Annotated in this window: 10 protein-coding genes; 6 read left to right on the top strand and 4 right to left on the bottom strand. The window is 45.3% G+C overall.

Translation table 11 applies throughout. The features are described 5' to 3' along the window. Positions 1-33: 33 nt before the first annotated feature. Complete coding sequence (polA, locus tag HMPREF2955_RS10705; protein ID WP_070723426.1) at positions 34-2817, bottom strand: DNA polymerase I; 2784 nt, start codon at positions 2815-2817, stop codon at positions 34-36. 89 nt (positions 2818-2906) lie between these two features. On the opposite strand from polA, the gene HMPREF2955_RS10710 reads away from it, so the two are divergent. The 6 genes from HMPREF2955_RS10710 (at position 2907) to HMPREF2955_RS10735 (ending at position 10594) form a co-directional block, all read left to right on the top strand. Then, the gene (locus HMPREF2955_RS10710) at positions 2907-3884 is read left to right on the top strand and encodes a polyprenyl synthetase family protein (protein WP_070723428.1); all 978 of its coding nucleotides are present in this window, start codon (positions 2907-2909) and stop codon (positions 3882-3884) included. A 139-nt stretch (positions 3885-4023) separates the two neighbouring features. Further along, a complete protein-coding gene (locus tag HMPREF2955_RS10715; RefSeq protein ID WP_070723430.1) occupies positions 4024-5370 on the top strand; it encodes a hypothetical protein in 1347 nt (448 codons plus the stop codon). A 345-nt stretch (positions 5371-5715) separates the two neighbouring features. Continuing rightward, the gene (locus HMPREF2955_RS10720) at positions 5716-7719 is read left to right on the top strand and encodes a TonB-dependent receptor plug domain-containing protein (protein ID WP_210401313.1); all 2004 of its coding nucleotides are present in this window, start codon (positions 5716-5718) and stop codon (positions 7717-7719) included. 3 nt (positions 7720-7722) lie between these two features. Continuing rightward, positions 7723-8562 (top strand): DUF4249 domain-containing protein, encoded by an 840-nt coding sequence (locus tag HMPREF2955_RS10725; RefSeq protein WP_009230545.1) that lies wholly within the window; start codon positions 7723-7725, stop codon positions 8560-8562. Between the two features lie 189 nt (positions 8563-8751). Then, positions 8752-10044 (top strand): Spi family protease inhibitor, encoded by a 1293-nt coding sequence (locus HMPREF2955_RS10730; RefSeq protein ID WP_009230544.1) that lies wholly within the window; start codon positions 8752-8754, stop codon positions 10042-10044. Beyond that, positions 10031-10594 carry a hypothetical protein gene (locus HMPREF2955_RS10735; protein WP_009230543.1) on the top strand — a complete coding sequence of 188 codons (564 nt, stop codon included), beginning with the start codon at positions 10031-10033 and terminating at the stop codon, positions 10592-10594. Before HMPREF2955_RS10730 ends, HMPREF2955_RS10735 begins: the two co-directional genes overlap by 14 nt. 768 nt (positions 10595-11362) lie before the next feature. On the opposite strand, the gene HMPREF2955_RS10740 is transcribed toward HMPREF2955_RS10735, so the two are convergent. The 3 genes from HMPREF2955_RS10740 to HMPREF2955_RS10750 form a co-directional block, all read right to left on the bottom strand. Next, on the bottom strand, positions 11363-12187 hold the full coding sequence (locus HMPREF2955_RS10740; protein ID WP_009230542.1) for a nucleotidyl transferase AbiEii/AbiGii toxin family protein: 825 nt from the start codon (positions 12185-12187) through the stop codon (positions 11363-11365). Then, positions 12184-12810, bottom strand: coding sequence for a type IV toxin-antitoxin system AbiEi family antitoxin domain-containing protein (locus HMPREF2955_RS10745; RefSeq protein ID WP_070723434.1), 627 nt, complete (start codon positions 12808-12810; stop codon positions 12184-12186). Before HMPREF2955_RS10745 ends, HMPREF2955_RS10740 begins: the two co-directional genes overlap by 4 nt. A gap of 250 nt (positions 12811-13060) precedes the next feature. Next, positions 13061-13537, bottom strand: coding sequence for a hypothetical protein (locus HMPREF2955_RS10750; RefSeq protein ID WP_083317701.1), 477 nt, complete (start codon positions 13535-13537; stop codon positions 13061-13063). Between the last annotated feature and the right edge of the window lie 597 nt (positions 13538-14134).

Below are 14134 nucleotides of genomic sequence, written 5' to 3' on the forward strand. Positions count from 1 at the left end.
TTCACCTTTTCACCCTTTCACCTTTTCACCTTTCTAATGTGCCTCCAACCAGTTGTTTCCCCAACCGCCATCGGCCACCAGGGGTACATCTAGCGGGTAGGCAGCTTGCATTTCTTCCATAACAATGCGTTCAACCAGTTCTTTTTCGTTAGGAAGAACGCTGAAATTAAGTTCGTCGTGCACCTGTAAAATCATCTTCGAGCGGATGTTTTCGCGTTGGAAACGTTGGAAAATGCGCACCATAGCCACTTTAATGATGTCGGCTGCCGACCCTTGTATGGGTGCATTGATGGCGTTGCGTTCGGCAATTCCACGCACGGTGGCATTGCTGCTGTTGATGTCTGGCAAGTAACGACGGCGGTGGAAGAACGTTTCTACATAGCCATTGGCCTTTGCCGTCTCCTTGGCTTGCTCCATATAGTCGCGCACTTGCGGAAACATCTTGAAGTATCCGTCGATAAGTTGCTTAGCCTCTGCGCGCTCGATGTTGAGCCTATCGGCCAAACCAAACACCGTTATGCCGTAGATGATGCCGAAGTTGGCGCGTTTAGCCTTCGTTCGTTCGTCGCGTGTAACCTCCGAAACAGGCTTATCGTAAATCTTTGCGGCCGTTGCAGCATGGATATCATAGCCTTCGCGGAAGGCATCGAGCATGTTGGCATCCTGACTAAGATGAGCCATAACGCGCAATTCAATCTGACTATAATCCGCCGAGAAGAACTCACAGCCCTCTTCGGGAATGAAACACTTGCGTATTTCCTTGCCATCTTCGCCGCGAACAGGGATGTTTTGCAGGTTGGGGTCGCTCGAAGAAAGTCGACCAGTGGCCGTAACAGCTTGGTTAAACGACGTGTGAATGTGGCCCGTGCGTGGGTTTATCAGTTTCGGTAATGCGTCTACGTATGTGCCGAGTAGCTTTTTCAGCGCACGATAATCTAGAATATGCGCCACGATGGGGTGCTTAGCGCGCAGTGTTTGCAACACCTCTTCGCTGGTAACATATTGTCCTGTCTTGGTTTTCTTGGGCTTATCAATGATTTTCATCTCGCCAAAAAGGATGTCGCCCACTTGTTTTGGCGATGCCACGTTGAACGTTTTGCCAGCCGCTTGGTAGATTTCTTGCTCCAATTGCAGCATGCGTTCGGTGAAAACTTGCGATGTTTCTTTCAGTGCAGCCGTGTCAATGCGCACGCCGTTGCACTCCATTTCGGCTAAAACAGGTATCAATGGCATCTCCACTTCGTTGAAAAGACGTTCCACACCAGCCTCAACAAGCTTGGGTTGAAGCGCGTTTTTAAGTTGTAGTGTTATGTCCGCATCTTCGCAAGCATAGGCGTACACCTCGCTAGGAGTCAGTTCGCGCATGTTTTTCTGCGTTTTTCCCTTCGCTCCGATAAGGGCATCGATGTGCACTGTTTCGTAGTTCAGGTACACTTCGGCCATGAAATCCATGTTATGGCGCAGTTCGGGTTGCAGCAGATAATGGGCAATCATGGTATCGAAGAGTGGTCCTTGCAGCATTATTCCATAGTTGCGAAGAACCTCTAAATCGTATTTTATATTCTGTCCTACCTTTAAAGTGTTTGGATTTTCGTATATATCCTTGAACTTATCCACGATGTTTTGCGCCTCGTTAGCCTGTGCTGGCACTGGTACATAGTAGGCTTTCTTCTCTTCAACGGCAAAACTAAGCCCCACCAATTGGGCATCAATGGCGTTGGTAGAGGTTGTTTCGGTGTCCAGACTGATTACATCGACAGCCGAAAGCAGGTTAACGAGGGCTTGAATGTCGGCCTCGGTCTGCACCAAATGATACTCGTGGGGTGTGGTTTCAATCGTTTGTCGATTGGCAACGGGTGCCGATTGGGGTTCGAACAAACTGTTGTCGACCTCTGCCATTGCTGGTTCGTCGAACAGCGAAAGCTGCCTGTTCTCCACCTTTTTAGGCTTTTCTGCCTTGTTTAGCAAGCGGTTGGCAAAGCTTTTAAACTCTAATTCGGTAAATATCTCTTGCAGTTTGGCCGTGTCTGGCTCTTTCAGTCGTAGCTGTTCGAGGTCTAATTCCAGTGGCACATCCGTTCGTATAGTGGCCAAGAACTTCGACATCTTGATGTCTTCAACGGCTCCTTCCACCTTTTCGCGCATCTTTCCTTTCAGTTGAGCAGTGTTTTCGAGCAGCTGTTCCACAGTTCCAAACTCGTTGATAAGCTTAGATGCCGTCTTTTCGCCTACACCTGGGCAGCCTGGAAAGTTGTCGGCCGAGTCGCCCATGAGGGCTAAGAGGTCGATAACCTGCAAAGGCGAAGATATGTTGTACTTTTGGTTCACCTCGTCGGGTCCCATCGTTTCGTATCCGCCGCCATGCCTTGGGCGATACATCCACACGTTGGGGCGCACCAGTTGGGCATAGTCTTTGTCGGGCGTTAGCATGTAAGTGTCAATGCCTTGCTCGCCGGCTTTCAGTGCAAGTGTACCGATAACGTCGTCGGCCTCAAAGCCATCTACTTGCAGCGAGGGGATGTTGTAGGCCGTAAGGATGTCTTTGATGATGGGTACAGAGCGTTTGATGTCTTCGGGTGTTGCCTCGCGTTGTGCCTTATATTGCGGAAAAGCTTCGTTTCTGAAAGTCAGTCCGTGGTCGAAAGCCACGCCAATGTGCGATGGTTGCTCTTTGTTTAGCACCTCGTTAAGGGTGTTACAAAAGCCCATTACGGCCGAAGTGTTAAGTCCTTTCGAGTTGATGCGTGGGTTATTGATAAAGGCATAATACGAGCGATATATCAAAGCGTAAGCATCTATGAGGAATAGTTTATCCATAAGTTTTATTGTTATATCGTGTAAAATTACGAAATAAAATGGGGTTAGTAACGATTTATTGTGTAAATTTGTGTCAAATTTGAGAATACATGGATTATTTGTCGACCATACGGACACCTATACATACCGAATTACAAGACTTTATCGCGCTGTTCGACGAGTCGTTGACCCACAAAGACGGACTGTTGGGCCAGGCATTAGAGCATGTTCGCGCCAAAGGCGGCAAGCGCATGCGCCCCATACTTATCTTGTTGATGGCAAAAAGCTTTGGCAAAGTTACACCAGTGGCGCAATATGCCGCTGTTGGACTTGAATTATTGCACACAGCGAGCCTTGTGCACGACGATGTGGTAGACGAGAGTGGCGAACGCCGGGGGCAAGCATCGGTTAACGCTTCGTATAACAATAAGGTGGCGGTGCTGGTTGGCGATTATATTCTCTCAACGGCCTTGCTTAACATTGCACGCACAAACGATTGCGACATTGTTTGCGATTTGGCCGAACTGGGTCGCACGTTATCGAACGGCGAAATACTGCAACTAACCAACATTGCCAACACCAACTTCTCGGAAGAGGTGTATTTCGAGGTGATAAAACAAAAGACGGCCGCCTTGTTTGAGGCTTGTGCCGTGGTTGGAGCAAAGGCTGGAGGAGCCGACAAGCAAGTTGTTGAGGCGGCTCGCGCCTTTGGACGCAACGTGGGCGTTATCTTTCAGATTCGCGACGACATCTTTGATTATTACCAATCGGCCGACTTAGGCAAGCCAACGGGCAACGATATGGCCGAAGGTAAGCTAACTTTGCCCGTGCTTTATGCGCTTAACACCACCGGCGATAGCCAAATGGCGGCCTTGGCGCGCAAGGTAAAGGCTCGAAACGTGTCGGCCGAAGAGATTGCACTGCTGGTGGAGTTTACCAAAAACAACGGCGGAATAGCCTATGCCGAACAAAAAATGGCCGAATGTAAGGCACTTACCGATGGGTTTATCAACCAATACATTGCTCAGCCACAACTGCAAGATGCTTTGAAAGCATACGTTAGCTTTATAATAGATAGAAACAATTGATAAAAGTTTTCCTTGTGTATGAGCACACTATGACTAAGGAAAACACGCCAAATCAACAGCTTACAAATTACAGACTTCAATAACTTAACATAACCAAACACGGCCATAAGGCCATTATTTAACAATTAAATTAGATAGCATGAGAGAATTTAGACGCTTTGGGTACCTAATGTTAGGTGCCTCTTTGGTGTTCGGTGCGGCCGCTTGTGGCTCGTCGAACGACGACAAGCCCACTATTCCAGGTGGAACAGACCCAGGGAAAAAGACCGAGATTAACACCGAACTGACCCCCGAACAGAAAAAGCTTGAGTTGGACAAAACCGCTAAACGCGCCTTGGCAATGGTTAAATCAACCGACTTTAACAACATTGAGAACATTGCCAACTATGTACACGACAACCTTTCGAGCGAACATGCCACGGCAAAGATTAGCAAGTGGTGGAAGGACAAGCTGAAAAGCTTTTGGACCGACCTTGGTAAACGCGAGAAGGACATGAAGGTAATGCAGCGCATGATAGACCTTTCGCAGATAAAAGGGCACTTTACAGTGGTGAACGGACAATGGGTTAGGCAGGATGCCAACGACTTGCAGTTCGTCTTTAACGACAATAACGGCAAGGAATGTGTGCTTAAACTTGTGCTTTCGGGTAAGCAAACCAATATGTACGTGCCTTTCTTGGACGATGAAGAAAGGAAATATAAAGGCAATGGACATTACGATCATACAAAGATTGAAACCAAATTAAACATCCCCGAACATGCAACACTTACGCTTACGCAGGGCGGAAACACCTTGATGACGGGCGAATTGAACACCAAGGTATCTACAAACGGCACACTCGACGTGGCAAAAGACAATATCGAGGCCAACTGCAAGCTAACCATCAACAACTATGTAGTGGAGGTTAAGCGCGCTTTGTTCGAGGCAGCTAAGGGTGCAAAGGCCGAGGCCGCCGTCACTATTGGCAACCAAAAGCTGTTCGACATGGTGATTTCTGCTAATGGTAAAGCCAACAACGACCGCATTCAGAGTGTAGGAGAGGTAAGTATGGCGTTCGATATTTTGGGTGAAGTGCAGTTCAGTGAAGTGCAGTTCAAAGGTAAGATAGACGATGGCAGCACGTTTAACAAATGGTACAGAAAGCTTGAAGAAGGTGGTATGTTTAAGAACAACAGCTTTGTTTATTACACCGAGAACGAATCCAAGGGATTTGTAGAACAAGCCAATAATCACCTCAATGCTGGTTTATTCTTAAAGGGTTCTGATAAGCGTAGTGCCAATATCGAGTTAGCAGTATTTGCAGAACAAGTACACGACAATTTAACACTAGAGTATAAAGTGATGTGGAAACCCTATGCTTTGTTGAAGTTTGACGATAAAACTAGCTATGGTTTTAACGACTACTTTACGAAGAAGAACTTCCCCGACGTGTACAAGCAGGCTAGCGACTTGATTAAATCGTTCGAAAGAATGTTCAATAAGTAACCTTAATGCCATTGCCCTAGGCCCTTAGTTGGTCTTGGGCGATGCGTATTTATAGCGTGATAGAAATGGTATCGAAACTACATCGCCTTGTTAGTACAGCTGTACGAAGGCGCGTTTCCTTACCATTTCTATTTTGTTTTGAAACCACATTGCCTTGTAGTACAGCTGTACGAAGGTGCGTTTCCTTACCATTTCTATTTTGTTTTACTGCCGCTTGTGTGGGCTTTTCTTGCTTATTGCATGGCAGAACCACCAAACGCCAAGCCAACAACAACTTTTTACCCTTAACCCTCCATCATTATTCGCCACTTAGCCCACCACATAAAGCCCCGAACATGGTTTGCCTTGCTCTTCGCCACAGCCCTTTTGCCGGCCGAAGGGCAAACAGCCGACACGCTGAAAGCCGCAAACTTACGTAACGTGGACATCGTTGCGCCGCGTTTACGGGGCAAGTTGCGTGCCAATGCCTTAGGGCAAATAACGCTGAACCTCGACTTTCTGAACGACATGCCTAAGCTATTTGGCAATGCCGACCCGCTGCGCTATGCCCAATCGCTGCCCAATGTGCAGACTAATGGCGAGCTAGACGCCGGCTTACACATCGAGGGATGCGACAATGCACACAACGAAATGAGCCTTAATGGTGTGCCAGTGCATAACGCCGCCCATCTGTTGGGCATCTTTTCCGTTTTCAACGCCAGCCATTATGCACAGATGCGCTTTTCGCCCACAGCGGTTTCGGCAGGTCATGCCAACAGATTGGGCGGCTTTGTAGACCTTTGTTCGCCCGATACCATTGCCCATAAGCTTGGCGGGGAGGGCAGTATCGGGCTTATTTCCTCGCAAGCCACCCTGCGCGTGCCCATCAATGGCCAGATGGAACTAACGCTTTCGGGTCGTTCGGCCTACATAAACCTGCTTTATCATCGTTTGCTGAACATGAACGAAATGGCCTTAAAATATGGCTTTTACGATGCAAACGTAACGTGGACTTACCGTCCCGACGATAACAACATGCTGCGAATAGACTATTACAGCGGACAAGACGATGGCGAACTAAACGAAAAAATATCTGTGTATAAAGGCAAAATGAAGTGGGCCAACCATTTGGGCGCACTGCATTGGACAAGGCGCATGGGCCGAACAACGTTGCAACAAACGGCCTACCTCTCTGCTTATGGCAATGATTTCTATACAGGATTTGAGAACACACACTTGCGTTTGCCCTCTTCTATCACCGATTGGGGCTACAAGGCGCACCTCTCTTTTGCGCCATTAAGCCTACATGCCGCCGTGGTTTACCATCGTTTGCAACTTCAATCGCCCGAAGTGAGCGGCGATAGGCAGTACATCAACCCTGCACCACAACGCCAACGCACACTGGAAACGTCGTTGGGAGCCGACATGGCCCTACCATTGGCCGAACAACTGAAACTAACAGGCGGCCTACGAGCCACAATTTATCGCTCGCCCGATGCCACTTTCTACGGCCTAGACCCCCTTTTGCATCTTGTTTGGCAGTCGCCCGTGGGTGCATTCCTCGTCAGTGGGGCCATCAAGCGTCAGTACCTCTTTCGTACGGGGTTCTCTTCGCTCAATCTTCCCAGTGAGTTTTGGCTCTCATCGTCGGCCGTTCATCGTCCGCAACGCGCCATCAACCTCTCGGCCAACTATCGCACCGCCTTGTTTAAAGGTGCATTTCAGCTTACGGCAGGCGTTTATCACAAGTGGCTTTACCATCAACAAGAATATGTTAGCACGCCGTTCGAGGTTATTTTCAACCCATCTGACAACGTAAGTAAACACCTTGTTGAGGGCCAAGGGCGCAATTATGGCGCGCATGTGATGCTTGAAAAACGTTCGGGCTACCTAACGGGATGGGTTAGTTACGCGTGGGGTAGGGCGCAACGGCATTATCCCGGCACAGCTTTGCTTGGTGAATATCCCGCCAGTCATGAGCGTGTGCACGAACTTAACGCCGTGGCCGCATACCAATTAAGCCCTCGTTGGCGTTTAGCTGCAACGTTGGTGTGGGCCAGTGGTACGCCATTCACCGCCCCAGAGAACTTCTACATACTCGATGGCAACCTTGTTTCGCAGTTCGGACCGCACAATGGGGCCAGGCTTAGCACCTATGTTCGGCTCGACCTCTCGGCCAACTACCTGCTATATAGTCGCAATGGCCGCGAACATGGCCTTAACCTCTCGGTATATAACGCCAACATGCGGCGCAACGACTTGTTCTGGCGCATACGTATAGACGGCGATGGCTATTCGTATAGGCCGCTATCGTTCATGCCCCAGCAAATGCCTTTTCTCCCATCCATCAGTTATTTCTTTAAGTTTTAGGCCATGTACAGGTTATTATTCCCATTATTGTTGGCGTTTTTTTGCCTTAGTTGCGAAGAAACGGAGGTGAAACAAGCCCCCGCGCAGCTGGTGGTTGAGGGCTGGATAGATAGTGGCGGCTTTCCCATTGTGAAGTTAACCACCACCGTTCCCATATCAAAGCGGTTGCAATCAACCGATTCGCTCGACCGCTTTTTGTTGCGTTGGGCCAAAGTAACGGTGAGCGACGGCACGCGCGAAGTGGTGCTTACGGGCATGCCCCATAGGGATTATTTCCCGCCTTACATCTATACCACCTCCGACATGCGGGGCGAAGTGGGCAAGACTTATACGTTGCGTGTGGATTTTCAGAACTTTCATGCCCATGCCGTAACCACCATTCCCAAGCCGGTTGCCCTTACAAGCATCAAGGCGGAAGAGCTTTCGCGGTTTCCAGGTTGGTATAAACTGCGTGTAGGGTTTACGGATAACCCTGCCACAACCAACTATTATAAGGTTTTTGTGCGGCAGTATAGTTATAGCCAAGACTTTCATTCCACTTATCTCGGCACCTACAACGACCGCCTTTTACCTTCGAAGGCCTCTATTTTGGTTAACAATTCGCGGCAAAACGTAACCAGTCCCAACGCCACTTTCTTTAAGCGATATGAGTTTGTAACGATTAAATTCTGCCATATCGACTCTGTTTCGTACGAGTTTTGGAAGAGTATGGACGACTATCAAGGCGAAGGGCGCAATCCACTTTTTAACTCGATGCAGAACATCCGCACGAATATTCACGGCGGTTTGGGCTATTGGTGTGGCTATGGTGCATCTTACCACACGATTGTTGTTGAGGGCTGATAGGCTTTTCGGGCGTTGGTTGGCGTTTGGTTTGTTTTTATTTTTAATTCCGTTGGTGTTAAAATAGGGGGAATATTTATGTATATTGAATTTTAATTCCTATATTTGCAACACGCTGGGTAGAATTACTTTATTCTAAGTACTCATCGTCCAGTAGGTAATCAACATTCTAACACTAAACCACAATTTATGAAAAAACAATTATTTTTTGCAGCCTTAGCTGCATGTTTCTATTCTTGTTCGGATAGCCCGATGGCATACGAACCTATTAAAAATGACCATTCAAGGAGTGAGTTGCAATTAAGTTTGAAACAGGCAACAGCCTATGCTAATCTTTTTTACGAGGGATTATCACGCAATGATAGCTCTTATGTTCCTACCAGGGCTGTTTCTGATAGTAAAATAGGAAAGATTGACTATTTGGTTGAAGGAAACGATACATTGCTTTATGCTGTTAACTACTCAGGGGGTAATGGTTATGTTATACTTTCTGGGAGCAATACTTCTTTTCCCATTGTAGCTCATTCTGGTACAGGAACATTAAGTTTCAATGATGTTAATCCCGACAATCCTTTATATTCACTAATCAATAGTTATAAGTTGCGTGTTAAAGGTGAATTGCATGATCAATCTTTAACTAAACAAAAATATTTTGATGAATGGAAAGATTTAGGAAAGGATGGATATTCTTATGAAGTTGTATTAACGAATACCGAACCAAAAGAAACACGAGGTAGGAGAAGGTATTCATCAGGAAAGAAATCAATATATCCTTATACTGGTAAGGATTTGGATGTATGGCATCAAGGTGGAGGATATAATTATTATGCTGATAATAAGTATTATATAGGTTGTCCTGCAATTGCAATAGGTATGTTGATGTACGATACGTCACAACGCCCTAATGGGAGTATGACTACTACAAAACCACAATTTCTTTATTCAGATAAGTATGATATAACTAATATAGATGGTGCGGACTTGGCACGTCGACTGAGACAAATTGCCGATAGTATCCCTGGGTATTCGTTTGGACCAAAAGCTAGTGGTGCATTACCAGATAATATCACAACAGGTCTTCACAAATTGGGTTATAACCAGGCACAAATTGTGCCTTATGATTTTGAACTTCTTTATACTAACTTGAATTTTACGAGAAAAGGATATTTTGGTGATGATTTAAATTGCAATCGAGGTTTACTTATTTTTGGCTATTCACCATATAACACTGGGCATATTTGGTTCTGTGATGGTTATTACGAGCAATCTTACACTGTTAGAAAAAAATTTTTAGGAATGACAATCAAGACCTGGACAGAATATGATGATCGTGTTTATATGAATTGGGGCTTTGGTAAAAATGCTGGAAATGGTTGGTATTGTGCCACTGAAGATTTTTGGGGTTCATTGGATGGTGCCCATATGCCATATTATTTGAATGTTTATATGTTCATTAATTTGTCTCATTATGAATATCGCTAAACTACGCATCTCGATGGCATTCTTGTTCGGTTGCCTAATCTTTTCATCGTGCACTACCTGCAATGAATATGACTATCAGCCTACGATAGCTGCTCTTCGGCAGAACACGATTTTACTTTCGCTGCTAGACGCCAAGGGGCAAGCTTACGATTATGAGTTGTTGATGCAGAAAAAAAACTTCTCTGTCTATGGCTTGCAAAGCAAGCAAGGTTTCTCCGTGCGCATCAACGCAGACAATAGCTTGGGAGAGAAACGTTTGGAGTTTATTGCTGAACTGCCCGACGAAAAAGACATGACCTATAACGCCAACCGCTCGCATGGCGAAGGCTATGCTACAACGCAATTGAACATCGAGGGCAAAACCATCGACCTCCGCATTGATTTTGTTTATGGCGCGGCAGAAGATAAAGATATGTTGGCCGACAGTAGCATCGCGATTGAACGAATATTTTACAATGGGGTGGAGATTAAACCCAGGAAAACTTCATACCCACAGTTCTTGCTCACCTTGCAGAAAGACGATAAGGGCGATTTCCATATTGTAGAATGAAATTAAAGAAAGAGGTGAAGACGCTTGCGAAAGCCGTTTTCACCTCTTTCTTAATTTATTAATGGGGTTATTTTGCTCTTTATTCTTCGCGTATCGTCCTTAAATGTACCTAACGCATGTAAATTAACCCGCGGTGATGTAGCTTTGTGTGCAGCCTTTAAAGTCTCTTTATGCCATTTCTTAGCTTTTACCTATGTGCGACCTTGTAGATATATGCCAGTTAGAGATGGCAATGGATGCCATTTGTATCATCCAATTGAAATATGCAGTGCAAGTAAAGCGTTAAGGATTGACGTGTTGGTAGTTTGCTATGGGTAAACAATAGAGCAAACGGGATATTAACCGTCGATCAGGTTGACATGTTAGTATCTTAATAGCACGTTTACGGCTCTTTTTCTTTGTGTATATGCCCTTTTATCTTGTGGGTAAAACCACAAAATTAATGCGTTTACGGCCCTTAAACGCATTGTCGTGCAATTTCCAGTGGTCTATTCTTATTCTTTCTGTACCCTGGTTTTTAATTTGCTTTTGGTGGTCTGTTCGAAGGTGTTTGAACCGCTAGAAGTGTAAGAATTTAATATTTTCAGCACGTTTTTTGGCATTTTGGCTGCCATTCTTGCCAGCCAATCGCCCACTTTGGTCGCAAATATTCAATTCTCAGGCGAGTTGACATTTGTGCAAAATGCGGTTTAATGTATTGCCCTTTGTGAGTTGTAAGGTGGTGAGTAGTGGGTTTTAGGGTTTTGATGCAGATTGTTCAAAGAATCTTTACATAAATTTTATATTGCTTGCCAATTGCAAAAAATAGTCGTTCGACCAGATGTTGAGTTCCATAGGATTGCGAACAAAGGGTAAGACATCGGCTTTCACTTGATTGATGTCGGCTGTTGAAAGTCGTTGTTTCAGCTTTTCAAGAAACAATTCCTTGCTTATGTCTTCTTGATTAAACTGCAAGGTTCGCTCGTGCAGATGATTGAAATCGAGTGGTGTATTGTGGCGTATGTACCATTCAAAGTCGTACCAATCGCGCCCTTTTACTCTATTTTTCCATGTTCGGTAAAGCAAAGCGTGTATCTTTCCTGCAAAAAGGTTGGGCAAGGTATAGCAACGAACCATGAACGACTTTGGCAATAGCAGAAGTTTTTGCTCTGTGTTGAATTTCAAAGGGGGCTGAGTATCAACTTCAATCTTGATTTTTACAGACTTTTCTGTCTGAAAGGTAACATCGTAAACATCGGTGTTATCTTTCAAAAAGGCCGATTCAACCTTGCAAAAGGCTTTCTTGTCTTTCTTCGTTATTTCTACTTTTCGGCCAACTAAGGCAAACTCGTCGATGATTGGTTGGAAGTATCGGCTGAAATCGAATGCTTTGTTTGGCGCAAGAAGTGAAAAATCCATGTCTTCTGAAAAGCGTTGAAGTCCGTGAAATATGCGAAGACATGTACCGCCATAGAAAGCTGCTTCGTCGAAGAAACCACCATTGTAAAGACCAGCAAGTATTATCTGCTGATTTACTTCGAATGTGGCATTGCGCTTTTGCTGTTCGGTTGTCTGTTCGTAAGCCGATAGCATGAGGTTGTATATTTCGTTCATCGGTTTAAGTAATTAATGAGCGTTTGTATAGACTTACCCTTCTTGCCAACCTTGGCGTATTGCTCAAAGATGGTGAGGTTCATCTTACGCAGTTCGTCGATATTCATGCGTATATCTTGTTCTAGATACACCTCAACATCTTTTAAATATCGCAGATTTACCAACGGCGAGTTGGCAATGAGGTCGCATAACGCCTTTTCAGGCGTTGCTATGAGGAACGAATAGCTTTGCTTATTGATGTTGGTTACGCCTATATGAAAGGCGTTGCGATTGATGGATGTGTAGTCGAATAGGCCAATGGGCGTGTTGAAACTGCGCGAATGCTTTATCGTCATCGACTGAATGGTGTAGACGGTTTCGGGTATCAGTCCATAATATCTTAGGGCCGAGGACATGGATATATACGATGGGGCATAGATATGGTTGGCAATTAGCTCTGTTGATAGTGCTACGCGCGATACCTTTGGGTTGACAACGTAAAGTCCCTTCTTTAATCGGATGAGCTTTCCACCTAGTTCAAGGTTGCGCACCTTTTGGTTGCCTGCCTTCATTTCGGGGTATAACGAGGAGAGGGCAGACGTGCTTATCGGGATGTTGCCAATGTGTTCTAAGCCATTAATCATGCTGCAAAGATAGCTAAAAACTGAATAGGAAACTAATTTTTCTTTGTTTTACTGTTCAATTTATGGCTATTTTTAGCGGCAATTAACCATAGTTCGGGGTTTCATAGACCTTTTTTTCGCGTGCTTGGCCTTTGGCTTGGCACGTAAAAAATGGTGGTGAAACAGACATTACCGTCTCTTTCACCACCATAACAGTGCCTTAATAGCACGTTTTGCCCTTTTGCTTTGCGCGTAAGGGCGTTACGTAATGCTATCCGCCGAATATCATACCTACTGTTGCATAGATGCGTGTGCGGTCTTTAAATGCGTCGTTGTGCGACTTGTAGTGCCGTAAACCAATACCGCAAGTTGGTCTGAAGTTGCCTTTGCCGATGTGCATCATTACCCCTAGGTCGTAATAATGGTAGTTCCAGGCATCGCTTTTGCCAAGCTTTGTGCCTGCACCAATGCGTGCATCGATGCTGCAAAGGTCGTTTTTAACGAAGGTATAGCCGGTGTTCAGCCCCAGCGTGTAGTTGGTTGAGTAGTCTTTCTTGCCGTCTACTTTGAATAGTGCCACAGCTGCCTCACCTTGCAGGTTGGCAAAGAAACGACTAGTGATGTTCCAACCAATGGCCGAAGTAAGTTCATAGGGTCTGAATTCCTTTGCAAACCTACTGGTTTGCACCCTCAGCTCTGTTCTTATCAGCTTTCTTTTTTCGTCCCCTCCTTCTGATTGTTGGGCCATTGTGTGAAAGCATGGGAACGAAAGCAGAAATAATGTTGTGAATAACTTAGTTTTTAGGTTCTGCATGATGTACTATTTCTTGGAAGTTTGTGATTGTTTAATTTAAAGTTGTTTGCCAAAAGCTTTTCTGTTGGGGAAAGGTAAAATATTATTCTACTCAATCAAACGGTTTAGTACTTTTTAACTGGAATTATAACCAAAGTAAGTTCGATTTAGAAGAACTTCTTGAAACGTTTATTAAGGCGAGTACCCAATCATTACGAGCAATCGTTCGGCTTTCGGCAGTAGTGAACGTACGTGTTTTCTGTGTCGTTGCCCATGCGCGTGTACACGTATCGATTATTTTTTGTCTATTTTTCAGTGTAAAATTTAACATGAAGAGTGCCCTTTTTGTCCGCCAATTGCCTACCTTGCCGCAAAAAATCGATTCTCGCGAGGGTTTGTTTCGTTGCAAAAAGGGGGTAGTTCTTGGATGTGGAAGAATGAATATTTATTACAACAAACCGCCGTTTGCACCAACTTTCGGGCCATTTTTAGCTAAATGTGGTGCAATATGCCGCTAGATGGAGTGCGTTTTGGTGCTAAATGGAGTGCGTT

Origin of the sequence: Prevotella sp. HMSC073D09 (assembly GCF_001814145.1) — a bacterium.
GTDB classification, from domain to species: Bacteria; Bacteroidota; Bacteroidia; order Bacteroidales; family Bacteroidaceae; genus Prevotella; species Prevotella conceptionensis.

Coding starts and splice junctions, on each gene's coding strand:
- HMPREF2955_RS10735 (WP_009230543.1), top strand. CDS start 10,031: ATGAATATCGCTAAACTACGCATCTCGATGGCATTCTTGTTCGGTTGC.
- polA (WP_070723426.1), bottom strand. CDS start 2,817: ATGGATAAACTATTCCTCATAGATGCTTACGCTTTGATATATCGCTCG.
- HMPREF2955_RS10750 (WP_083317701.1), bottom strand. CDS start 13,537: ATGGCCCAACAATCAGAAGGAGGGGACGAAAAAAGAAAGCTGATAAGA.
- HMPREF2955_RS10710 (WP_070723428.1), top strand. CDS start 2,907: ATGGATTATTTGTCGACCATACGGACACCTATACATACCGAATTACAA.
- HMPREF2955_RS10745 (WP_070723434.1), bottom strand. CDS start 12,810: ATGATTAATGGCTTAGAACACATTGGCAACATCCCGATAAGCACGTCT.
- HMPREF2955_RS10715 (WP_070723430.1), top strand. CDS start 4,024: ATGAGAGAATTTAGACGCTTTGGGTACCTAATGTTAGGTGCCTCTTTG.
- HMPREF2955_RS10725 (WP_009230545.1), top strand. CDS start 7,723: ATGTACAGGTTATTATTCCCATTATTGTTGGCGTTTTTTTGCCTTAGT.
- HMPREF2955_RS10730 (WP_009230544.1), top strand. CDS start 8,752: ATGAAAAAACAATTATTTTTTGCAGCCTTAGCTGCATGTTTCTATTCT.
- HMPREF2955_RS10740 (WP_009230542.1), bottom strand. CDS start 12,187: ATGAACGAAATATACAACCTCATGCTATCGGCTTACGAACAGACAACC.